Source organism: Micromonospora sp. NPDC048842, from assembly GCF_040649935.1.
Taxonomy (GTDB): domain Bacteria; phylum Actinomycetota; class Actinomycetes; order Mycobacteriales; family Micromonosporaceae; genus Micromonospora; species Micromonospora hortensis.
Genome location: NZ_JBEZGK010000003.1, coordinates 298,404 through 320,801 on the forward strand (window position 1 = coordinate 298,404; position 22,398 = coordinate 320,801).

The following is a 22,398-nucleotide window of genomic DNA, read 5'->3' on the forward strand; positions in this document are numbered from 1 at the left end:
GATGAAGTCCTCGCTTCCGGGTGTCCGCAGCGGACCAGGCATAGACTGACCTAAATTTTAGGGCAGCTGTGGCCAGGTCGGTGTCCCGTCAGCCGACGAGGCGGCGTTCCCAGGCCCAGGCGGCGATCTCGACCCGGTTGCGGGCCTTGAGTTTCATCTGCACGCTCGCCAGGTGGGTCTTGACGGTGCCCACGGCGATGAAGAGCTGGGTGGCGATCTCGGCATTGGTCAGGCCCCTGGCGACGAGCTTCACCACGTCGAGTTCCCGTGGCGACAGGCCACCGTCGTCGCGCGCCGGGGATGGCGAGCTGAGGTGCTCCAACAGACGTACCGTGATCGAGGGGCTGATCAGCGCGTCGCCGGACACGGCCGCGCGGACCGCCTCCACCAGCAGGGCCGGGCCGGAGTCCTTGAGCAGGAAGCCGCACGCGCCGTTGGAAAGCGCTGTGTGCACGTACTCGTCGAGGTCGAAGGTCGTCACGACGACCACCCGGATCGGGTCGGCGACGCCCGGCCCCGCGAGCAGCCGCAAAGCCTCGAGACCGTCGAGGCGGGGCATCCGGATGTCCAGCAGCACCACGTCCGGGCGCAGTCGTCGGGCCAGTTCGACGGCCTGGACGCCGTCGGCGGCCTCGCCGACCACCTCCATGTCCGACTGGGCACCAATGATCATGCCGAAGCCGGTCCGGACCATGGCCTGGTCGTCGGCGATCAGCACCCGGATCACCGGGCCACCGCCACCCGGAGCGGGAACGCCGCGTCGAGCACCCAACCACCGGCGACGCCGGGCCCGGCGGTGATCGTGCCGCCGAGGGCGCGTACCCGCTCGGTGAGGCCGATCAGGCCGAAGCCGTGCCCCCGCGCCGGCGCGGTCCGCGGCGACGCGCCGTCGTCGGCGACCCGGACCAGCAACCAGTCCGGGGTACGCCGAACGGCCACGGACACTGACCGGGCGTCCGGCGCGTGCTGGCGGGTGTTGGTCAGCCCTTCCATCACCACCCGGTACGCGGACGTCGACACCTCCACAGGTAGTCCGTTCAGATCGCCGTCGACGTGCAGTCGAGCCGGCGCGTTCGCCGCGCCGTTGAATCCGGTCAGTAGCGGCTCCAGCTCGGTCACCCCGGCGAGTGGCGCCAGCGGCGCGTCCGGCGGCGCGTCCGGGTTGCGCAGGATGCCGACCATCCGCCGCATCGAGGCCATCGTCTCCGCGCCGGCCCGCTCGATCTGCTCCAGTGCGACGATCACCCGTTGCGGGTCCTGCTCGGCGACGAACCGGGCACCCTGTGCCTGCACCACGATGCCGGTGACGTGGTGGGCGATGAAGTCGTGCAGGTCCCGGGCGAACTCGGCACGCTGCTCGGCCCGGACCAGCGCGATGGCCCGGTCTCGTCCGGCGGCCACGATCCGCAGGTAGAGCCCCACCCCGGCGGCGCCGGCCGCGGCGAGCACCTGGAGCAAACCGAAGATCACCAGCAGGCTCTCGGTGCCGACGCGCAGCGGTAACGCGGCCACGGCGAGCCCGGCGGCCACCGCCGCCCACGGGGCGAGCCGCGGCGCACCCCAGCGGGCCACCACGAAGACCACCCCGATCAACCCGGCCGACTCGGCGAGCCCCCAGCTACTGCTCATCAGATATCTGCCGTTGAAGACGACCAGGACGGCTGCCGTCACGGCCAGTGAGGCGCAGGCGAGCACCAGCGCGGCCAGCGGCAGCAGCCGCGAACCCAGCCGGTGCACCGGCAGCCAGAGCGGCACCGTCGCCATCGCCAGCCCCATCCGCACCAGCAGGAGCAGGAGAGCGGCCAGGCTCTCCGGCGCGCCGAACCGCAGGTCGAAGAGGACGAGCAGCCCCATGGCCACCAGCCCGGCGGCCTGGGCCAGGCGTACCCACCATCGTCGAAGATCCGGCGTGCTCATGGTGACCCAGCGTAGCCAGCCCGGTGGAGGTGACGGATCGGCCAAAAGGCAGACCCGGCACCGGCGATACCCGGCCCCGGGCCGATGCGCCCACCCGCCGGTGGCGGCGACGCTTTGCCGGTCACCACGCAGCCACTGGAGGAACGATGACAACCCACGCCCCGCCGGAGACCAGCCACGCCGCGGTCGCCGCGGTCGACCTGGTGAAGGTGTACGGCAGCGGCGACACCGCCGTCCGTGCCCTGGACGGGGTCTCGGTCGGCTTCGGCCGGGCCGAGTTCACCGCGATCATGGGCTCGTCCGGGTCCGGCAAGTCGACACTGATGCACTGCCTCGCCGGTCTCGACACGGCCACCTCCGGTCGCGTCCTGCTCGGCGGCACGGAGCTGACCGGCCAGTCGGACCGGACGCTGACCCGGGTACGCCGGGAGCGGATCGGTTTCGTCTTCCAGTCCTTCAACCTGCTGCCGCAGCTCACCGCCGCGCAGAACATCACGCTGCCGCTGGACCTCGCGGGTCGGCAGCCCGACGCCGAACTCCTCGCGCACCTGGTGCGGGTGCTGGGCCTCGGCGACCGCCTCAACCACCGGCCCAGCGAGTTGTCCGGCGGCCAGCAGCAGCGGGTGGCGCTGGCCCGGGCGCTGGTGGCGCGGCCCGAGGTGGTCTTCGCCGACGAGCCGACCGGCAACCTCGACTCCCGCTCCGGCGCGGAGGTGCTCACCATCCTGCGCGACTCGGTACGCGACCTCGGCCAGACCGTCGTCATGGTCACCCACGACCCGATCGCCGCCGCATACGCCGATCGGGTGGTGCTGCTCGCCGACGGGCGACTGGCCGGCGAGATCGACAAGCCGAACCAGGTGTCGGTCACCGACGCCCTGCGTGACCTGGCGGCCCGCCGATGAGGGCGACGGTGCTGCGTACCCAGACGACCGCCGCGGCCCGACGGCCGGGCCGGCTGATCCTGACCGGCCTGGCGATCCTTGTCGCGTCGTTCGTCGTCTTCGGCACCGTGCTGGTGCAACAGATCACCGAACGGACCGTGCGGGACAACCTCAGCGGCACCCCGTCCGTCACCGACCTGGTGATCGGCAGCGTCGACGTGCCGCCACCCACGGTGACCGACGTGCGGCAGATCCGGGCCGTGCCCGGGGTGGCCGAGGCGGTGGCCCGGGTCTCGACCGGGGTATCCATCGGCGAGGGGTACCTCAACCTCCAGTCCGATGCGGGCACCGGCCCGCTGAGCACGGTCCGGGTCATCGAGGGCAGCTACCCGGATCAGCCCGGCGAGATCGCGATCACGCCGCGTACCGCCGAACGGCTCGGGCTGTCGGTCGGCACCACCACGAGCGGTACGGGCGGTGAACTCACCACGCCCGCCCCGCTCACAGTGACCGGCCTGGTGGAGAGCAGCGCCGACGCCGGCTACGACGCGTACGCCCCGGACAGCGCCGTGATCGCCTGGGCGCGCCTGGCGACGGTGGAGCGCGTCGACCTACGGGTGACGCCCGGCGCCTCGATCGACGCGGTCCGCCAACGGGTGACCGCAGCGGTCGCCGGCCAGCCGATCCGCTCCGGTGCCGAGGTGCGCGATGCCGAGGCCCACGCGGCGGCGCAACAGGTCGGGAAACTCTTCATCCTGGTCGGCATGTTCGTCTCCATCGCTGTCGTCGCGGCGGCGCTGGTGGTCACCTCGACCTTCCGCATCGTCTTCGCCCAGCGGATGCGCCAGCTCGCGTTGCTGCGGGCGGTCGGCGCGAGTCGGGCCACACTGGTCGGGGCCCTGACCGCCGAGGGAGCCCTGACCGGGCTGGTCGCCGGCGTCGTCGGGGTCGCCAGCGCCCTCACCCTCGGGTACGCGCTGCCGGCGATCCTGCGCGCCACCGGGCACGAGGTCTCCTCGCCGGGCCTGCCACTGGCGGAAGCGGTCGCTGTGGTGATCGGCGCCGTCGTGATCACCGTGCTGGCCGTGCTGGCACCGGCGCTCTCCGCCGCCCGGGTCTCCCCGCTGGAGGCACTGCGGGCGGCGAGCGTCACCGCCGGCCGCCGCGGCATCAGCGTGTCCCGTCTGGTCCTCGGGCTGCTCCTGGCCGTCGGCGCGATCCTGGCGGCGATCGGGACGATCAGCCAGTTGCCGAAGCCGGAGCAGTCGGACTACGACCCGTCGATGCCGCTGCTCCTGCTGGTCGGGTCCGGCGCGTTGGCGTTCTTCGCGCTGGTGGCCCTCGGCCCGCTGCTGGTGCGCCCGGTGCTGGCCGTGGTGGGTTGGCCGCTGCGCCAGCTCGGGCCGCTCGGGCGGATGTCGGTCGGCGGGATCGGCGGGACGCCGCGCCGCGCCGCCGCGGTCTCCGTCGTGGTCGCCCTCGGCGTGACCCTGATCTCCGGGGTGGTCATCGGCGGCGCGTCGTTGCAGATCCTCGCCGACCGCGAGATGGCGCTCTCGGCCCCTACCGACTTCGAGGTCACCAGCAACGGTGGGACGCTGCCGCCGGCCGTCGTGACCCGGGCCGAGGCGGCACACGGCGCGCTGGCGAGGGTGGTGCCGTACCGGATGGTCGGCGACGCCACGCTGCTGCGCGGCGCCGACAAGCTCGGCGACGTGGAGGACGGTTATCCGACCAGCGACCTGGACCTGGCGGCGTTGCCGAGCACCGGTGCCCTGGACGTGGCCCAGGGCACCCTGACCGATCGTGGCCCCGGGCGGATCGTGCTCAACAGCTGGGTCGCGCGGGACGCGGGTCTGCGGGCCGGCGACACTGTCAAGCTCGCCGTCGCCACCGGCTCTGTCGACGTGCGGGTGGCCGCGGTCCTGCCCGGTGACGGGCCGCTGCACGCGGGCATCCTCGCGGATCCGGCCGACCTGGACCGGCTCGGTGTGCCGGCCGCGTACACCGGTCTGCTGGCCGACGCGGCCGGCGCCGGCGAGGACGGTCGTACCGCCGGTGTGCGGGCGCTGCGGCAGGCGATCGGTGGCAGCGAAGGGGTGGGCCTCGCGGTGCTCGCCGACGAACGGGACCGCAACGACGCGTTGGTGCGCACCCTGGTCTGGATCGCTGTCGGTCTGGTCAGCCTGACCGTGCTGATCGCTGTGGTCGGCGTGGGCTCCACTACCGCGCTCTCGGTGGTGGAGCGGGTACGCGAGTCCGGGTTGCTCCGGGCGATCGGGCTGTCCCGGACCGGTTTGCGCACCATGCTGACCGTCGAGTCCGGCCTGTACGGGGTGATCGGCGCGACCATCGGCCTGGTGCTCGGCATTCCGTACGCCTGGTTGGCGGTCCAGACCCTCGGGATCGAGGCTCCGCTGACCGCGCCGCTGCTGCCGCTGGCGGGGCTCTTCGTGGTGCTGGTCGGGCTGACCGCGCTCGCCGGGGTGCTGCCGGCCCGTCGGGCGTCGCGGGTCAGCCCGGTGGAGGCGCTGGGGGCCGACAACTGAGCAGCGTCGTGGGGTGACGCCGCGCCTTCGGCGCCACCCCACGACGGCCTGGTCAGTTGGGGTTGTTGGCGTGGGTCAGCGTCTCCCAGGCGACGAAGAGGTTGTTGGTTCCGGCCGGGCGTTGTTGCAGCGTGAGGGTCTGGGTGTTGGTCATGACGTTGCCCAGCCGGGTGCTCATCGCGTTGAAGCCGACCTCGGTGATCGGCCCGAGGCCCCGGGTGAGGCTGCCGCCGCAGAGCCAGGAGGGTGGCGCTTCGCCGAGCTGGTAGCGCGAGTGGAACCCCAGCGCCTGACGCAGCCGTTCACCGACCTGTGGGTACAGGTCCCGTCCCTGGATTCGGGAGGTCTCCGCTACGTGCGAGATGGCGGAGATCCCGTACCCGGTGTGGACGAAGTCGCGGCAGGTCTCCTGGGCGAGGCCGGCGACGAAGGTGGACTGGCCCTGCCAGTAGCCGATGATCTCCGCGCTGGTGTCCAGGCCGCTGCCGGGCATCGTGTACGGCAACGCGCCGTCGGTGGGCAGGTAGACGAAGGCCCGGGTGCGGTTGAGGAAGCGGCTTACCGCCGCGTCGTAGGCGGACCGGTCCTCCAGGAAGACCGAGATGCCGACGGCGGCCTCCATCATTGTCAGTTCCCAGTTGCCGTTGCTGTTCGACCCGTTGCGCACCACAGGCAGGTAGACGTTGCGCAGCATGGTGGCGAAGCGGTTGGCGTTGGGCCAACTCGTGTACGTGTACTTGATGATCTCGGCGGCCCGGGGCCAGACCGAGGCGGCCCAGCCGGTCTGCAGTGGGGCGTTGCTGCCGGTGTGCGCGGTGATGGTGGCCGACCACGCGTCCATGATCTGGATCGACTTCTGCGCGTACCGGGCGTCGCCGGTGACGTACCAGGCGAGCGCGTCGGTGTACGCCGCGATCGCGTCCTCCCGCTCGTCGGTGCAGCCGTTGTTCGGATTGGAGTAGGAACCGCACTCGACCACCGAACGGGGCGCCGGGGTGCGCGACAGGGAGGCGTACCGGCTGCTCATCATCTGGTTGTAGGCCGCCGCCCACGGCTGCGCTCCGGCCTGCACCCGGCCGCGGACGAAGTCGAGCTGGCCTCGGCTGACCAGCACGCCCGGGTGGGTGAAACCACCCGAGGGCGGTGGTGTGGTGCCGCCGCCGGTGGGCAGCGTCCAGGTCTGGTTGGCGGTGCCGGTGCAACTCCAGATCTGCAGCGGGGTGCCGTCGGCCGAGCTGGGGCCGGTCGCGTCGAGGCACTTGCCCGAGGTCGGGTTGACCAGTTGCCCGGCGCTGGAGGACCACTGCTGCGCTCCGGTGCCGTTGCAGTCGTAGATCTGCACCCGGGCGCCGTTGGCGGTGCTGGCGGCGGCGATGTCCAGGCACTTGCCCAGCGCCCGGATCGTGCCGTCGTCGGCCACCGTCCACTGTTGCGCTGTGGAGCCGTTGCAGGTGAAGAGCTGCACCGGTGTGTGGTTGGCCGGGTTCGCGGCGGCCACGTCGACGCACTTGCCGCCGTACCCGGTGATGGCGCCCGTCGCGGCCGCCGCCGCTGGCGATGCGCCGACGACCAGGCCGGTCGGTACGGCGAGCAGGGCCGCGGCGAGCGCGGAGGTCAGTCTGATGCGGGGGCGGCGGGGCAGGAGCCCGGCCGATCGTCGCGCCATGTGGGGGTCCTTCCGGGGTGGCGAAACAACTGTAAAGTGTGTTAATCATTACAGCCATACACACCGATATCAATGTCTTCGTCGCCACGGATGCCGTTACGGGTGCATGGACGCACCCTTGAGCACCTTGTCCACCACGTTGCGCGGCGCGTGCAGCGCCAGGCCCACCAGGTCGAGCTTCTCCCGTCCGACCGCCTGCACGGCGGCGCGGTTGTCCCGGTCGTTGCCGGTGGCGAACAGCTCGGACGTAAAGATCGCCAGCCGCAGGCCACGGGCCAGGGCGCGCGAGTGCGCGCCAACCACCGTCGCCCGGTCCCCGGCGAAGACCAGCACCGGCTGGCCGAACATCGGCAGGTAGCTGGTGCCGTCCGCGTCGCGGTACTCCTCGCCGACCAGCTCCGGCAGCGTGCTCGCGATGCCGCTGACCAGAAAAGCCGTGACGTTCAGCCGCTGCCAGCTCGCCAGGTCGTTGCGGAGCAGTACGGCGATCTTGGTGGGAAAGCGGATCGGTTCGGTCATGCCGTCGAGCCTGCCCGCCCCGACGCCTACCGGTCTTGTACGTTCTTAGCGTGGCCACCCGCCCGGCGGGCTCGCACGTCAGCGCGTGGCGACCCGCGGTAGCCGGGGTCGCCGAGGTCTTCCACGCCCATTTCGTCGACCACGCCTACCCCCGGCACATCCACGACGTGTGGACGCTGTTGATCGTCGACGACGGCGCGGTCCGCTTCGACCTGGACCGGCACCGGCACGGCGCGCTGCGCACGTCGGTCACCCTCCTGCCGCCGTACGTGCCACACGACGGCAGCTCCGCCACACCGGACGGTTTCCGCAAGCGGGTCCTGTACCTCGACACCTCGGTGCTCGACGCCGAGCTGGTCGGCCGGGCCGTCGACGAGCCGGACCTGGCCGATCCGCAGCTGCGCGACCGGATCCACCACCTGCACCAGGTGCTCGCCGCCCCCGGTGACGAGTTCGAGGCCGAGAGCCGGCTCGCGTTCATCCTGGACCGGCTCCGCCGTCAGCTCCGCCAGCGCCGCCCGGCCAATGGCCCGTCGGGCGGACGCGGCCTCGCTGTGCGACTACGGGAGCTGCTGGACGCCCGTACCGTCGAGGGCGTCACGCTGGGGGAGGCCGCGGAGCTGCTGCATGCCCACCCGACCCACCTGGTCCGTACGTTCACCCAGGCGCACGGCGTGCCACCGCACTCGTACCTGACCGGCCGTCGGGTCGAGCTGGCACGTCGCCTGCTCCTCGCCGGGCAGCGGCCCGTCGAGACCGCCGTCGCGGCCGGGTTCTTCGACCAGGCGCACCTGACCCGCCACTTCCGGCGCTACCTGGGCGTCAGCCCGGCCCGCTACCCCCGCCCGAGCTGATCGCTGTCAGACGAGCTGACCGCCGATGACGGCGAGCAGGCGCAGCTTCTCGTCGCTCGGCGACCCGGGTACCGCGGTGAAGACCAACAGTGTCTGGGACTGGTCGGGGTCCACCAGCGTCTGGCAGTGCAGCTCCAACGCCCCGACCTCCGGGTGCACGAAGTGCTTGGGCGGGCAGTAGCCGGCGGGCACCGGGTGCTCCCGCCACAGGTGCGCGAACTCCGGGCTCCTGGCCAGCAGGTCGTCGACGAGCGCGGCGGCCCGCGAGCCGCGCCCGTCGCGGGTGTACGCCGCGTGCAGGTGCGCCACGAGCAGGCGACTCTGCGTCTGGTGATCCTGCGCTGGGTGCAGCTGCCGTGCCGTCGGGTCGGTGAACCAGCGGTGGTGCGCGCTGCGCGCCAACCCGGTGTACCGGGTCTCGTCACCGAGCAGGGCGACGGCCGGAGCGGTCTGCGCCAGGGTCTCGCCCAGGTGGTTCACCACCTGGGCCGGGGTGTCGTGCATCCGGTCGAGGATGCGCATCATTCCCGGGTTCACGTGGTCGGCCCGCACCGCGCGGCGCGGAACGGCGTGACCGGCGAGCTGGAACAGGTGGTCCCGTTCGGCGAGGGAGAGCCGCAGGCCCCGGGCCAAAGCGGCGAGCATCTGCTCCGAGGGGTGCGGCCCGCGCTGCTGCTCCAACCGGCTGTAGTAGTCGGTGGACATTCCGCTCAACGTGGCGACTTCCTCGCGCCGCAGCCCTCCGGTGCGCCGGCGCGGGCCCCGGGGCAACCCGACGTCCTCGGGCTGGAGGGCCTCGCGGCGGGTGCGCAGGAAGCTGGCGAGTTGGGCGCGGTCCACGGTGTCTCCGATCACGAGGTGCCGGCGGGTGGACCGGCACATGGATTGCAACAGACCATCCCTGCCCCGGTGTTCCACCCCGCGCTCCAGCCCCGCCCCGCCCCCTGATTTCGCGATCTTGCACTTTGTGTCGAGACATAAGGGTTGTAACACCCCATGTCGGCAACCGAAAGTGCAAGATCGGCGCGGGCGGGCGGGCGGGCGGGCGGGGCGGGCGGGCGGGCGAGGGCTGGGGCTGGGGCTGGGGCGAGGGCTGGTGCGGTCAGCGCTGGATGGACTTGGTCTCCAGGAACTCCTCCAGCCCGAAGCGGCCGAACTCGCGGCCGTTGCCGGAGTGCTTGTAGCCGCCGAACGGGGCGAGCGGGTTCCAGTGGCCGGCGTTCACGTCGACCTGGCCCACGCGCAGCCGCCGGGCGATCGCCAGCGCGTGCTCCGGCTCACCGAAGACGCCGCTGGTCAGGCCGTACAGCGTGCCGTTGGCAATGGCCACGGCCTCCTCCTCGTCGGCGTAGGGGATGATCGTCAGCACCGGGCCGAAGATCTCCTCCTGGGCGATCGCGGAGGCCGGGTCGACGTCGGCGAAGATCGTCGGCCGGACGTAGGCCCCGACGGGCAGCCCCTCGGGCCGCTGCGGGCCGCCGAACACGAGCCGGGCGCCGTCGGCGATGCCCCGCTCGATGTAGCCGACGACCTTCCGCCGGTGGGTCTCGGACGCCAGCGGGCCGATCCGGGTGGCCTCGTCGCCCGGGTCGCCGACCGTGTACTGCTTCGCGGCCTCGACGGCCAACGCCACGACCTCGTCCTGACGGGAGGCGGGCACCAGCATCCGCGGCCACGCGCCGCAGACCTGACCGCCGTTGGCGAACGCCATCATGAGACCTCGCTCGACAGCGGCGGGCAGGTCGGCGTCGTCGAGGATGATGTTCGCGCCCTTACCGCCCAGCTCCAGCGCGATCCGTTTGACGGTCGCCGCGGCCACCGCGGAGATGCGCTGCCCGGCACGGGTGGACCCGGTGAACGAGATCATGTCGATGTCCGGGTGGGCGGAGATCGCCTCGCCGACTGTCGCGCCGGTGCCGTAGACGACGTTGAGGACACCCGCCGGTACGCCGGCCTCGGCGGCGACCTCGGCGAGGACGCGCGCGGTCAGCGGGGCGTTCTCGGACGGCTTGAAGACCATCGTGTTGCCGGCGAGCAGGGCCGGCGCCAGCTTGGAGACGATCTGCTGAAGCGGGAAGTTCCACGGCGTGATCGCGCCGACGACACCGATCGGCTCGCGGACGATCAGCGAGTTGCCGACCTCCTCGGTCCAGGCGAAGTCGTCGGCCAGGCCGGCGATGGACTCGACCACAGCGGCCGGGAACGCGACCTGGGCGGTCCGGGACATACCGATCGGAGAGCCCATCTCGGCGGTGATCGCCTGGGCGATCTCCTCCGTACGGGCGGCGAGGCCGGCGCCGAGGCGGCGCAGCACGTCCGCCCGGTGCTGCGGAGTGGTCGCCGACCAGGCCGGGAAGGCGGCTCGGGCGGCGGCGACGGCGCTGTCGACGTCGGCGGCGGTGCCGGCCGGGGTCTCGGCGACGACCTCGCCGGTGGCCGGGTTCACGACGGAAAGGGTGCCGGCGGAGCCGGGGACGGTCTCGCCGCCGATCCAGTGGCCGGCGACGGTGTAGGTGAGAGGTGTCATGGACCGACCGTCGCACCGCCGCCGAACCCCAACCAGGTGCGGTTTATCCACGGTTCAGCGATCCCTGGCTGGGATCCGACACCTCAGAGCGCGAGGACGATCCGGCCGGCCGTGGTGCCGGCGTCCTGCCGGGCCCAGGCGTCCGCGATGGCGTCGAACGGCACTATCTCGTGGTCGACGGTGAGCCGGCCGGCCGCCGCGTGCCCGGCCACCACTGTCAGCGCCGCGGCCCGGTCGGCGGTCGACAACCCGTTGTTCGTGTAGCCGATCATCCGCAGTGCGCCGCTGCGCAGCACGGCGGACTCGATGGGTGCCGTCGCGCCGGCCGCGCTACCCAGGTTGACCAGCCGCCCACCCGGGCGCAGCATCCGCAGCGCCGCCGCGGCCGGAACACCGAAGACCGGGTCGAGGACGAGGTCGACCGGCCCGTCGGCGGCGTGGCGCAGCCGGTCGGCCATCGACGCCACATCGTCGTCGGGAAGCAGCGGGACGGCGACGGCGGCGCCGAGCTCCTCGGCGCGGGCCCGCGCCGCGGCAGAGCGGGCCACGGCGATGACGCGGCGGGCGCCGCCGAGCAGGGCGAGCTGGACGGCGGCCTGCCCGACCACACCCCCGGCGCCGAGCACGATGACCTGGTCGTCGGCCGCCAGGCCGCCGGCGTGGGTCAGGGCCGCGTGCGCGGCGACCGCGGAAAGACCGAGGGCCGCGAGCAGGGTGAGCGGTACGCCGGCCGGCAGGGCCACCACGTCGACGGTCGGCACTGTGACAGTGGTCGCCATGCTGCCGTCGACACCGGAGCGCATGCCGGCCGACGTGCCGAACCAGACCGGTGTGCCGTCGGCGAGCCGACCAACCCCCTGCACACCCGGCACGTACGGGGTGCTCGGCGGTCCGAAGTAGCTGGTGCCGCTGGCGCAGAGCACGTCCAGTGGGGTGATCGGCACGGCCTCGACGGTGACCGCCACCGCACCGTCGGCCGGCACGGGCGCCGGCCGCTCGGCGATCGTCGGCGCGACGCCGCAGGTGGTGAGCACTGCCGCGCGGATCACGTCGCGATGTCCGGGTAGGGCATGGAGAAGTGGGCCAGCCGCGCGCCGTAGGACTTCTGGTATTCCAGCGGCTCGGTGTTGTCCCGCTCGAAGAGGGCGATGAAGAGGGTCAGGGTGAGGAACGGGTGCGCGCCCAGCTCGAAGAGCTTCACGTGGTCGTGGGTGGCCAACGCCTCGCGCTCCACGTCGTCGAAGCGCAGCCAGGTGCTCGCCTCGCCGGTGTGGCAGTTCAGCACAGTGTTGGCGCACTCGGCCTCCCACCAGGCGACCAGCTCACGCGGCTCGCTGCGGTAGCGCTCGACCAGCTCCGGGTCCCGGTCGATCATGAAGAGGAACTTGTTCAGCAGATACCTGCTCATGCCGGCGCTCCGTTCGGGTACCAGGTGAAGTACGCCTCCATGGTGTGGAACAGATCGAGGGTGTCGACGTAGTCGGCCTTCACGCCGGCACCGGCCACGCCCATCATCAGCATGAAGTCCATGAAGCCGTGGGTGGCGTTGCCCGGTGAGTGCAGGCTGTCCAGGGTGACCTCGCGCAGGCACTCGTCCAGGTCGCCGTTGGCGATCCACTCGACGGCCCGCTGGTCGAACTCCGGGTCCGGGCCGTGCGGGCCGAACTGCCGGGGACCGCCCAGCTCCAACGAGAGGTGGCCGGTGCCGATGACTGCCACCCGCAGGTGCGACGGCCACGACTCGACGATGTCGCGGATGCTCTGGCCGAGCTGGACGAAGCGCTTCGGCTGCGGCAGCGGCGGCGCGAAGATGTTCGTGTAGATCGGCACGATCGGCAGGTCGGCCTCGGGCCGCAGCGTGATGATCGGGCAGGTGATGCTGTGGTCGATGCGCAGCTCGTTGCTGAACGCGAGGTCGAAGCCAGCGTCGAGCCCGGCCCGCAGGATGTGCCCGGACAGGTCCTCCTGGCCCTTGAGCAGCATCCGGGGCAGCCCGAACTCGCGCTCCTCGTTGTACCAGTTGGCGTCGTAGTGGGGCGCCTTGCCGACCAGGAACTGCGGCATGTTGTCCAGCCAGAGCTGGTGGAAGTGGTCGGAGCCGACCATCACCAGCACGTCGGGTCGGGCTCGGGTCAACGTCTCCCGGAACGCCAGGATCTTGCGGGTCCACTCGTCGGCGAACGGTGGCCGATCCTCGCCGGTGGCGGTGCTGGCCCGGTAGTAGAAGGGGTGGTGGGTGGAGGCGATGACCGCGACGATGGAGGCCATTCCCGCTCCTTTCGGGGGTGGGGGAGCAGATCAGGGTTCGTAGACGGCGTTGCGGTCGACGGTGCGGTAGATGTCCATGCCGAGCGGTCGCCGTCGCTCCTCGGCGATGTGCCCGAGCAGCCCCGCCGCGCGGGCCAGCAGGGCGAAACCGCGCAGCATCTCGACCGGGAGCCCGAGGTCGGCGAGGGCCGCCCCGCAGACTCCGGCGCCGTTGAGCGGCAGGGTGCGGCCGAGCACCTGCTGGTGTACGCGTCCGATCGCCTCGAACAGCCGCAGGTGCGGGCCGTGCAGACCCTCCTCGGTGGCGATCCTGATCAGCACGGGGGTGCGCGGGTCCTGCTCCTTGTGCACGGGGTGTCCGAGCCCGGGGACCAGTCGACGCTCCTGCTTGGCCCGGGTGACCGCGTCGAGCGCCACCGCGTCGTAGTCGGTCACTTCGCCGGCCTGGGCGAGCGTGTCGGCGAGGAAGCGTCCACAGTCCTCGGTGACACCGAGGAAGCGGGAGCCGCCGCCGAGCAGGCCGGCGGCGAGGGCGCCCTGCAACGACTCGGGCGCGGACAGGTACGTCAGTCGGGCGGCGATCGCCGTCGGGGTGAAGCCGTGGTCGGCGAGGGCCACCAGCACCGCCTCGAAGACCCGTACCTCACCTCGGGTGGGGCGGCGGCCGGCGACCAGCCAGTATGCCAGCTCGCCGAAGCCCACAGTGCCCATCAGGTCGGCGGCCAGGTCCTGCCCGAGCAGGGAGATGGTGGTCGGGTCGGAGGTGCCGATCCCGGTGGGGAAGCTCAGTTCTTCAGCCACGCGCGGATCTCCTCGCCGTGTTCGTCGAGCCCGGGCGGCGGCAGCTCGTACCGGGCCGGGGTGTCGGAGAAGGTGATGGGGTTGCGGACACCGGGCACGTCTCCGACGGTGACGACCGGGTCGAGCCCCAGCTCCTCGGCGAGCGCCACACCACCGTCGATGGTGTTTATCGGCGCGCAAGGGACGCCGGCGGCGAGCAGGTCCCGGAACCACTCGTCAGTGGTCCGCTTGGCGAGGCGTTCGACGAGCAGGGGTCGCAACTGTTCGCGGTTGGCCGTGCGGTCCTGGTTGCGCCCGAAACGGCTGTCGTCCGGCAGGCCGGGCAGGTCGAGCACCTGGCAGAGCTTGCGGAACTGCCCGTCGTTGCCGGCGATGACGATCAGGTCGCCGTCGGCGGTGGGCAGTGGCTCGTACGGGAAGAGGCTGGGGTGCGCGTTGCCCATTCGGAACGGGACGGTGCCCCCCGCGACGTAGCCGCTGGAGTGGTTGACCAACCCGGACAGCGCCGAGCTGAGCAGGTTGACCTCGACGTGCTGGCCTCGTCCGGTCTCGCCACGGTGGTGCAGCGCGGCGAGGATGCCGATGCTGGCGTGCAGCCCGGCCATCACGTCGAAGACGGAGATGCCGGCCCGGTACGGCGAGCCGTCCGGGTCGCCGGTGAGGCTCATCAGGCCCGAGATGGCCTGCACCATGAGGTCGTAGCCGGGGAAGTCCTTACCGGCGCCGGTGCCGAAGCCGCTGATGCTCGCGTACACGATCTTGTCGTTGTTCGCGGTGACGGTGTCGTAGTCGAGGCCGAACCGGGCGAGGCCACCTGGCCGGAAGTTCTCGATCAGCACGTCGGCGCGGCGGGCCAACTCCTGTGCGGCGGCCAGGTCGTCGGGTTTCCTGAGATCCAGGGCGACCGACCGCTTGTTGCGGTTGATGCCGAGGTAGTACGTCGAGATCCCGTCGCGGGTGGGCGGCATCCAGGTGCGGGTGTCGTCGCCACCGGGGCTCTCCACTTTGATCACCTGGGCGCCCAGGTCGGCCAGGAGCATCGTCGCGTACGGCCCGGCGAGGATCCGGGAGAAGTCCGCGACGAGCAGGCCGGCCAGTGGGCCTGTCGAATGCTGCACCATGTTTCCGCCCGTTCTGCGGACACCTGTCCGCTGAGACAGCTTGCGATACCGCAGAGTGCGTGTCAACGGGGCTTTCGCCGAAGAGGATCGCGCTCTTGACACGCTTCGTGACCGGGACCACACTTGCGCCACTCGGGCTGGCCGCACAGCGGACAACGGTCCGGTTTCCCCTCGTACTCCGAAAGGAGGGTGGCGAATGAGCGCAACCGACCGGCCGGTGGTCTTCCGTAACGGCCTGGTTCTCACCATGGACGACGCGCGCACGGTGCTGCCCGGCGCCGACGTGCTGGTCGTCGGCGGCCGGATCGCGCAGGTCGGCGTCGGTCTCACCGCACCCGACGACGCCCTGGAGATCGACGCCACCGACGGCATCGTCATGCCCGGCATGGTCGACACCCACCGGCACCTGTGGCAGACCGCGATGCGCGGGTACGGCGCCGACTGGACCCTCACCCAGTACTTCGTCTGGTACTACCTCGAGTCGGGCAAGCTGTTCCGGCCCGAGGACGTCTACGCCGGCAACCTGCTCGGCGCGATCGAGGCGATCGACGCCGGCGTCACCACCACTGTCGACTGGTCGCACGGGTTGCAGACACCCGAGCACGCCGACGCCGCCGTGGACGCCCTGGAGGCGGTCGACGGGCGGTTCGTGCTCGCCTACGGCAACATCCAGCAGGGGCCGTGGGAGTGGGCCACCTCGCCGGAGTTCCGCGACTTCCACCGCCGCCGTATCGACGGTGGCAAGCTGGCCGGCTTCCAGTTGGCGTTCGACGTCACCGGTGACCCCGCCTTCCCGGAACGGGCCGCGTTCGAGGTGGCCCGGGAGTTGGGCGTCGCGGTGACCACCCACGCGGGCGTGTGGGGCGCCACCAACGACGACGGCATCCGGCTCATGCACGAGAACGGGTTCATGAACCCGTCGACCGTGTACGTGCACGCGGCGACGCTCACCCAGGACTCGTACAACCGGATCGCCGCGACCGGCGGCTCGGTCTCCGTCTCGACCGAGAGTGAGCAGAGCGCCGGCCAGGGTTATCCGCCCACCTGGCAGTTGCGCCACCACGACATCCCGGTGTCACTGTCGATGGACACCAGCGTGTGGTGGAGCGGCGACCTCTTCTCCGCGATGCGGAGCACGCTCGGCGCGGACCGCTCCCGGGAGCACCTGGAGGCGCACGCCAAGCAGGAGACCATCACCCACTGTCACCTGCGCGCGGAGCAGGTAGTCGAGTGGGCCACCCGAGGCGGCGCCCGTGCGCTCGGCATGGACGCCACGATCGGCGCCCTCACCCCCGGCCGTCAGGCCGACGTCGTCCTGATCAAGAACGACGCCTCGCCGGCGATGTTCCCGATCCTGAACCCGCACGGTCACGTCGTCTTCCAGGCCCAGCGTGCCGACGTGCACACGGTGCTGGTGGGCGGCCGGGTCGTGAAGCGGGACGGTCGCCTCGTCGGCGTCGACCTCGCCGCGGCGCGGGCCAGGGTGGCCGCGACCATCGACCACCTGCGCGAGACGATGGGGGAGGAGGCGTGGCAGCGGGGAATGAACCCGGACGTCCCCGAGACCGCGATCCTGGAGAACCCCTACCAGTACACCGAGTGGGACGCCGGGTCGGCGCAATGGAAGCATTAAGGACATGAGTGACAACGGAAGGGGCGCCGGGCCCGACTTCATCGAGGCTCTCGCCCGTGGCCTCGACGTCCTGCGCTCCTTCCGTCCCGCCTGCCCCTCGATGACGCTCAGCGAGCTCGCCACCGCCACCGGCCTGGCCCGCCCCACCGTCCGGCGCATCCTCATCACGCTCGAATCGCTGGGCTACGTCCGCGCGGTCGGCCGCGGCCACACCCTCACCCCGCGCGTCCTGGAACTGGGGATGGCGTACGTCAACGCGCTGAACATGTGGGACGTGGCCCGGCCGCACATGGAGAAACTCGTGGCGCAGACCAACGAGTCGACCTCGATGGCCCAGCTCGACGGCAGCGACATCGTCTACGTCGCCCGGGTGGCCGTCCCCAAGATCGTCACGCTGGGCGTCACCATCGGCACCCGCTTCCCGGCAGCCGCGACGTCGATGGGCAAGGTGCTGCTCGCGGCCCTCCCACCGGACACGCTGGCGACCGTCCTCGCCGAGCCCAGCCGCTCCGGCATCACGCCGCGCTGGCAACCCGCACCGGGCGACCTCGACGCCGTGCTGCGCGAGGTCCGGGCGAAGGGCTGGGCGCTCGCCGACCAGGACCTGGCACCGGGAATCCGGTCCGTCGCCACCGGCGTACGCGACGGCGACGGGAGGGTCGTCGCCGCCATCAACGTGACGGTGCACGCCGCCGAGACCTCGCTGGAGACCCTGCGCGAGGAGCATCTCCCGAGGTTGCTGCGCGCGGCCGCCGACATCGGGCACGACTGGGCGCTCACCGCCGCCGTGCCGGTGGTCACTGTCTAGGGGCGTGACCTGGCCGCACCCCCTACGCCAAACGCGTGTCCCTCCACCGATCCAGCATGGTCCTGATCGCCGCGATCATGTGGCTTCCATGATCGGCACTCCCTAGACTGCGTCGATGACGGACGAGGACCTGACGCTGCCCGCGGTGCTCGTCGAGGCACATTCGGCGGGCTTCTTCCACGAGCACAGTGGGCATGACTTCGAGCCGTACGACCTGTTCATGTGGTCGGGCGAGATGATGGAGTGGTGGCAGAGCTGGACGAAAGGCCCCATGGCCGGCGTTCCTCCATTCCGGGCCTTCGGCCAGGACGGCACCGGTGGTCTGGCCGCCTTCTGGCTCCGTAACCCAGACGACCCTCTCGACCGCCAGCCGGTCGTCTTCCTGGGCTCTGAAGGCGAGTACACCGTCATCGCGCGCGACCTTGGCGACTATCTGTGGTTGCTGGCGAACGGCGTCGGCCCGCTCGAGACTGTCGACGGCATCGAGCGCGTGCCCGAGCCCATCGCAGCGCTCACGGCAATCGCACAGCGGCACACCGCCTCCGCCCGACGGTCGACCGCAGAGGTGATCACCGCGGCGCAGGCCCACGTGCCCGCCTTTGAGGCACTGCTCCACACGCACGCACCGGTGAGGTAGCAGTGGAGTTCGACCTGCCGATGATGCAAGCCGGGGCAACGCCGACACCCGAGCGGATGCCATAGTGCCGCGATGAAGGCGGACCTGCACAGCTACCTGAAGGGCGGCCGCGAGTCGCTGCTGTGGAAGCTCGACGGGCTCGGCGAATACGATATTCGGCGTCCGTTGACCCCGACCGCGACCAACTTGCTCGGTCTGGTGAAGCACTCGGCGGCCATGGAGATCCTCTACTTCGGCGTCGTGTTCGGCCGGCCGTTCGAGCAGGAGCTGCCGTATGTCGGCGACGGGGCGGAGACCAACGCCGACATGTGGGCGAGCGCGGACGAGACCCGCGAGGAGATCGTGGCAACGTACCGTCGCGCGATCGCCCACGCCGACACCACAATCGAAGCCCTTGCCCTGCATGAGGTGGGCCACGTGCCGTGGTGGGGCGATGCGGCGGTCACGTTGCACCACGTCCTGGTCCACGTCATCGCGGAAACCCAACGGCACGCCGGGCACGCCGACATCGTGCGCGAACTCATCGACGGCACGGCCGGGCTGCTGCCCACCAACGACAACCTGCCCCCCGTGGACCAGTCATGGTGGCTGAACCACCGCCAGCGAGTGGAGCAGGCTGCCCTCGACGCCAGCAAGCGCAGCAGCTAGGCCCTGTTTCAACGGTTTGTTCTCTGCCGGTCATGGCAGCCAAATAGCCGGCCTGCCGCCTGGGCCGGCCTGCCGCGGGTCGATCATGATGACTGAAAGTGTCGTACAGATGTACTAGGTTCGGGTCGTGGTTGAAGAGTTGACGCAGGCAGAGGACGCCATCGCGGCCTGCGCCGATACGCCCACGTGGGCACGATCCGAGGACGAGTTGATCGCCGCACTCGACACCGCTCACCGCATCGAGCAGCGGCTCGCGGCGGTGAAACTGGCTCTGATCCGTGAGCTCGACGGCCGAGGCGTCCCCACCGCGCAGGGCGCCTCCTCCACTGCGGTCTGGCTCCGCGAACGGTTACGCCTCACCATCCCCGCCGCCCGCCGCCTCGTCGACCTCGCGGAGGTTCTGGACACCGGCAACCCTGGGGTACGCCACGCACTGGCCGATGGCCACATCGCCGTCGATCAGGCCCGGCTCATCGCCGACACGGTCGACAGCGTGCAGACCGCCGCTGGCCCCGAGGCTGCCGACAAGGCAGTCGGAGTGCTCGTCGAGTGGGCCGGGCAGTTCGATCCCACCCTCTTACGCAAACTCAGCACCCGCATCCTCGACCACGTCGCACCCGACATCGCCGACGCCGCCGCCCAAGCAGCCCTGGACGCCGAGGCCCGCCGTGCCGCCCGCGACCGCCACCTCACCCTCTCCACCCTCAGCGATGGCCGGCTGCGACTCACCGGCATCCTCGACACCGAGACCGCTGGGCTGCTCCGTGCCGCCATCGACCCGCTCAGCGCACCCTCGGGCCCTGACGACCAGCGCTCTCCCGGGCAACGCCGGCACGACGCTCTCAGCGACGTGTGCCGCCTCGCCCTGCGCACCGGCGAGTTGCCCGAGCACGGTGGTGATCCCGCCCAGATCGTCGTCACCACCAGCTACGACGGGTTGACCCGGCAACTCGGCAGCGGTGCCCTCGACACCGGCCTGCGCCTCACCCCCGAGGCCGTGCGCGGCCTCGCCTGCGACGCCGCCATCCTCCCCGCAGTCCTCAACGGAGCCGGCCAACCACTCGATCTTGGCCGACAACGTCGTCTCATCACCGGCTCCCTCCGGCGAGCCCTGGTGCTGCGGGACGGGGGCTGCGCCTTCCCGGGCTGCGACCGACCACCGCGCTGGTGCGACGCCCACCACATCCACCACTGGGCCGACGGCGGCGACACCAGCCTCGCCAACGCCGTCCTGCTCTGCGGCCACCACCACCGGCACCTGCACCACAGCGACTGGGCGGTGCGGCTGGCAGGCGACGGCCACCCCGAGTTCGTGCCACCGGCCTGGCTCGACCCCGAACAGGTCCCCCGCCGCAACCACTACCACCGACGGACGTGAGCATCACCAGCACGCACGATCACCCCGGTCAGCAGGCCGTTCGAGTGGCCAGCCCCGCACGCCCCACGGCCAGTGGGCCGATGGAGTGCCCACCCGGCACGGCCCCACGCCCGCGCGTCCACCGAGGCGGAGGGAGACGCGCAACCAGGGCCCGGCACGCAGCTCCGCCGCGATCTCGTACCCGACTCCCTCGTTCGTGCCGGGGGCCAGCGCGATTCTCGGTTCGACCTCGCCGCTGTGCCGTGGGTGGACGTGCCAACCCTCACGACGGTGATCGCTTGGCAGCCGCACAGCCGCACAGCCGCACAGCCGACCCCCCGGGCCGCACTGGGCGAAACACCTAGCTCGCGACTCTGCCGACTGATTGCCACCCCGACGTCCGGCCACAGTCGCACGGCCGTTCGGATACGCGGCCGGGCCGTCACGAAAACCGGCGGCGAATCGTCACAGCTGGCGGTTAGTCTTCCTCCGCGCGTCGTCGTCCTGGCACCTCGCGCCCCGCGCCCGGTTGGCGCGGCATCGCCGCCACCGCCCACCGTCGGCCGGCTCAATCGACTTCAGGAGAGTTAGTGACACAGCAATCCCTCGCGACATCGGACAAACTCGACGCCGCGGTGCTCAAGGTGGCGGGCGTCGTCGTCCTCGGCGCGATCATGTCGATCCTCGACGTGACGGTGGTCAGCGTGGCGCTGCCCAAATTCCAGAGCGAGTTCGACGCGTCCTACGCCCGCGTGGCCTGGACCATGACCGCCTACACCCTCGCGCTCGCCACAGTGATTCCGCTCAGCGGGTGGGCGGCGGACCGGTTCGGCACCAAACGCCTCTACATGGTGGCGCTGGCCCTGTTCACTATCGGCTCGGGGCTCTGCGCCATGGCCGACACGATCGGCGAGCTGATCGGCTTCCGGGTCCTGCAGGGCCTCGGTGGCGGCATGCTCATGCCGCTGGGCATGACCATCATGACCCGGGCGGCCGGGCCGCACCGGATCGGCCGGTTGATGGCGGTCCTCGGCATCCCGATGCTGCTGGGGCCGATCGGCGGCCCGATCCTCGGCGGCTGGCTGATCGACACCGCGAGCTGGCACTGGATCTTCCTGATCAATCTGCCGATCGGCGTGATCGCACTGATCTACGCGCAGTTCGCGCTGCCGAAGGACGCGCCCGAGCCGTCCGAGTCGTTCGACTTCGTCGGCATGCTCATGCTCTCGCCGGGTCTCGCCCTCTTCCTCTACGGCGTCTCGTCCCTGCCGGAGGCGGGCACCTTCGCCGAGGCCAAGGTCTGGGCCCCGATGCTGGTCGGCGGCGCGCTGGTGGTGGCGTTCGTGCTCTACTCGTTCAAGCCCCGGCACCCGCTGCTCGACCTGCGGCTGTTCAGCAACCGCAGTCTGACCATCGCGTCGGTGACGATGTTCGTGTTCATCATCGCGTTCATGGGCGCCGGCCTGCTGTTCCCGAGCTACTTCCTGCAGGTGCGTGGTGAGTCGACGCTGGCCGCAGGCCTGCTGATGGCGCCGCAGGGCATCGGCGCGATGATCACCATGCCGATCGCCGGCACGCTGGCCGACCGGGTCCCGATCGGGCGTACCGTCCCGTTCGCGCTGGGGCTCATCGTCGTCGGGTTCTTCGGTTTCACCCAGGTCGACCCGCAGACCTCGTACTGGCTGCTCGGCGGTTCGCTGTTCGTGATGGGTCTGGGCATGGGCGGCACGATGATGCCGATCATGACGTCCGCGCTGCGGACGTTGCAGGCGCAGGAGGTGGCCCGCGGCTCGACGCTGGTCAACATCCTCCAGCAGATCGGCGGCTCGGTCGGCGCCGCCGTGATGTCGGTGATCCTCACCAACGAGCTGAACGGGTCCCGGCCGATCCCCGGCCTGGTGGACGAGAGCGGCAAGCCGGTCACCGAGGCCGGGTTGGCCATCGCCTCCCAGCAGCGGCCGGAGTTGCTTCAGCAGATGCCGGTGGACCCGTCGCTCATCGAGCGTGGTCTGGACTTCGCCGCCAAGTCGTTCGCCAGCACGTTCTGGGTCGCGTTCGCGTTGGTCGTGCTCACGATCATCCCGGCGTTGTTCCTGCCGCGCCGACGTCAGCCGGCGCAGCTCGACGACCCGCAGGGCGAGCAGGTCAGGACGCCCGTCGTCATCCACTGACCGACCCCGCCGCGCCCGGCACCTCAGATGCCGGGCGC

At 71.2% G+C, this 22,398-nt stretch carries 20 protein-coding genes; 9 read left to right on the forward strand and 11 right to left on the reverse strand.

Annotation, left to right across the window (positions count from 1 at the left end; genetic code table 11):
- Positions 1-88: 88 nt before the first annotated feature.
- Together AB0C19_RS06175 and AB0C19_RS06180 are read right to left on the reverse strand one after the other, a co-directional pair.
- Positions 89-727 (reverse strand): response regulator transcription factor, encoded by a 639-nt coding sequence (locus AB0C19_RS06175; protein ID WP_357180214.1) that lies wholly within the window; start codon positions 725-727, stop codon positions 89-91.
- Positions 724-1,917, reverse strand: a complete 1,194-nt coding sequence (locus AB0C19_RS06180; RefSeq protein ID WP_357180218.1) for a histidine kinase — start codon at positions 1,915-1,917, stop codon at positions 724-726. Before AB0C19_RS06180 ends, AB0C19_RS06175 begins: the two co-directional genes overlap by 4 nt.
- 146 nt (positions 1,918-2,063) lie before the next feature.
- Between AB0C19_RS06180 and AB0C19_RS06185 the strand changes: the two genes are divergently transcribed.
- Positions 2,064-2,822 (forward strand): ABC transporter ATP-binding protein, encoded by a 759-nt coding sequence (locus AB0C19_RS06185; protein ID WP_238682516.1) that lies wholly within the window; start codon positions 2,064-2,066, stop codon positions 2,820-2,822.
- 8 nt (positions 2,823-2,830) lie between these two features.
- On the forward strand, positions 2,831-5,350 hold the full coding sequence (locus tag AB0C19_RS06190; RefSeq protein ID WP_357180223.1) for an ABC transporter permease: 2,520 nt from the start codon (positions 2,831-2,833) through the stop codon (positions 5,348-5,350).
- Positions 5,351-5,402: 52 nt separating this feature from the next.
- On the opposite strand, the gene AB0C19_RS06195 is transcribed toward AB0C19_RS06190, so the two are convergent.
- Together AB0C19_RS06195 and AB0C19_RS06200 are read right to left on the reverse strand one after the other, a co-directional pair.
- The gene (locus AB0C19_RS06195) at positions 5,403-7,016 is read right to left on the reverse strand and encodes a ricin-type beta-trefoil lectin domain protein (protein ID WP_357180226.1); all 1,614 of its coding nucleotides are present in this window, start codon (positions 7,014-7,016) and stop codon (positions 5,403-5,405) included.
- Between the two features lie 96 nt (positions 7,017-7,112).
- Positions 7,113-7,535, reverse strand: a complete 423-nt coding sequence (locus tag AB0C19_RS06200) for a DUF2000 domain-containing protein (RefSeq protein ID WP_357180229.1) — start codon at positions 7,533-7,535, stop codon at positions 7,113-7,115.
- Between the two features lie 50 nt (positions 7,536-7,585).
- Between AB0C19_RS06200 and AB0C19_RS06205 the strand changes: the two genes are divergently transcribed.
- Positions 7,586-8,389: an AraC family transcriptional regulator gene (locus AB0C19_RS06205; protein WP_357180232.1), complete on the forward strand. Its 804-nt coding sequence runs from the start codon at positions 7,586-7,588 to the stop codon at positions 8,387-8,389.
- 6 nt (positions 8,390-8,395) lie between these two features.
- On the opposite strand, the gene AB0C19_RS06210 is transcribed toward AB0C19_RS06205, so the two are convergent.
- The 7 genes from AB0C19_RS06210 to AB0C19_RS06240 form a co-directional block, all read right to left on the reverse strand.
- Positions 8,396-9,229 (reverse strand): helix-turn-helix transcriptional regulator, encoded by an 834-nt coding sequence (locus AB0C19_RS06210; protein ID WP_357180235.1) that lies wholly within the window; start codon positions 9,227-9,229, stop codon positions 8,396-8,398.
- Between the two features lie 262 nt (positions 9,230-9,491).
- A complete protein-coding gene (locus tag AB0C19_RS06215) occupies positions 9,492-10,916 on the reverse strand; it encodes an aldehyde dehydrogenase family protein (RefSeq protein ID WP_357180238.1) in 1,425 nt (474 codons plus the stop codon).
- 83 nt (positions 10,917-10,999) lie between these two features.
- Positions 11,000-11,965 (reverse strand): zinc-binding alcohol dehydrogenase family protein, encoded by a 966-nt coding sequence (locus AB0C19_RS06220; RefSeq protein ID WP_357180241.1) that lies wholly within the window; start codon positions 11,963-11,965, stop codon positions 11,000-11,002.
- Positions 11,962-12,324 (reverse strand): hypothetical protein, encoded by a 363-nt coding sequence (locus AB0C19_RS06225; protein WP_357180244.1) that lies wholly within the window; start codon positions 12,322-12,324, stop codon positions 11,962-11,964. The genes AB0C19_RS06220 and AB0C19_RS06225 overlap by 4 nt, the downstream gene beginning before the upstream one ends.
- A complete protein-coding gene (locus AB0C19_RS06230; RefSeq protein ID WP_238682502.1) occupies positions 12,321-13,184 on the reverse strand; it encodes an extradiol ring-cleavage dioxygenase in 864 nt (287 codons plus the stop codon). Before AB0C19_RS06230 ends, AB0C19_RS06225 begins: the two co-directional genes overlap by 4 nt.
- A 30-nt stretch (positions 13,185-13,214) precedes the next feature.
- A complete protein-coding gene (locus AB0C19_RS06235) occupies positions 13,215-13,985 on the reverse strand; it encodes a citryl-CoA lyase (protein WP_357180248.1) in 771 nt (256 codons plus the stop codon).
- Positions 13,970-15,106, reverse strand: coding sequence for a CoA transferase (locus tag AB0C19_RS06240; protein ID WP_357180251.1), 1,137 nt, complete (start codon positions 15,104-15,106; stop codon positions 13,970-13,972). The genes AB0C19_RS06235 and AB0C19_RS06240 overlap by 16 nt, the downstream gene beginning before the upstream one ends.
- Before the next feature lie 196 nt (positions 15,107-15,302).
- On the opposite strand from AB0C19_RS06240, the gene AB0C19_RS06245 reads away from it, so the two are divergent.
- From AB0C19_RS06245 to AB0C19_RS06270, 6 genes are all read left to right on the forward strand, one after another.
- Complete coding sequence (locus AB0C19_RS06245; RefSeq protein WP_357180254.1) at positions 15,303-16,739, forward strand: amidohydrolase family protein; 1,437 nt, start codon at positions 15,303-15,305, stop codon at positions 16,737-16,739.
- A 4-nt stretch (positions 16,740-16,743) separates the two neighbouring features.
- Positions 16,744-17,547 carry an IclR family transcriptional regulator C-terminal domain-containing protein gene (locus AB0C19_RS06250; RefSeq protein ID WP_357180256.1) on the forward strand — a complete coding sequence of 268 codons (804 nt, stop codon included), beginning with the start codon at positions 16,744-16,746 and terminating at the stop codon, positions 17,545-17,547.
- Positions 17,548-17,662: 115 nt separating this feature from the next.
- Positions 17,663-18,184: an SMI1/KNR4 family protein gene (locus tag AB0C19_RS06255; RefSeq protein WP_357180260.1), complete on the forward strand. Its 522-nt coding sequence runs from the start codon at positions 17,663-17,665 to the stop codon at positions 18,182-18,184.
- Between the two features lie 72 nt (positions 18,185-18,256).
- Positions 18,257-18,832, forward strand: coding sequence for a DinB family protein (locus AB0C19_RS06260; protein WP_357180263.1), 576 nt, complete (start codon positions 18,257-18,259; stop codon positions 18,830-18,832).
- Between the two features lie 127 nt (positions 18,833-18,959).
- A complete protein-coding gene (locus tag AB0C19_RS06265; RefSeq protein ID WP_357180266.1) occupies positions 18,960-20,210 on the forward strand; it encodes a DUF222 domain-containing protein in 1,251 nt (416 codons plus the stop codon).
- Positions 20,211-20,779: 569 nt separating this feature from the next.
- Entirely contained in the window at positions 20,780-22,360 is a 1,581-nt protein-coding gene (locus AB0C19_RS06270) for a DHA2 family efflux MFS transporter permease subunit (protein ID WP_357180269.1), read from the forward strand.
- Positions 22,361-22,398: the final 38 nt, after the last annotated feature.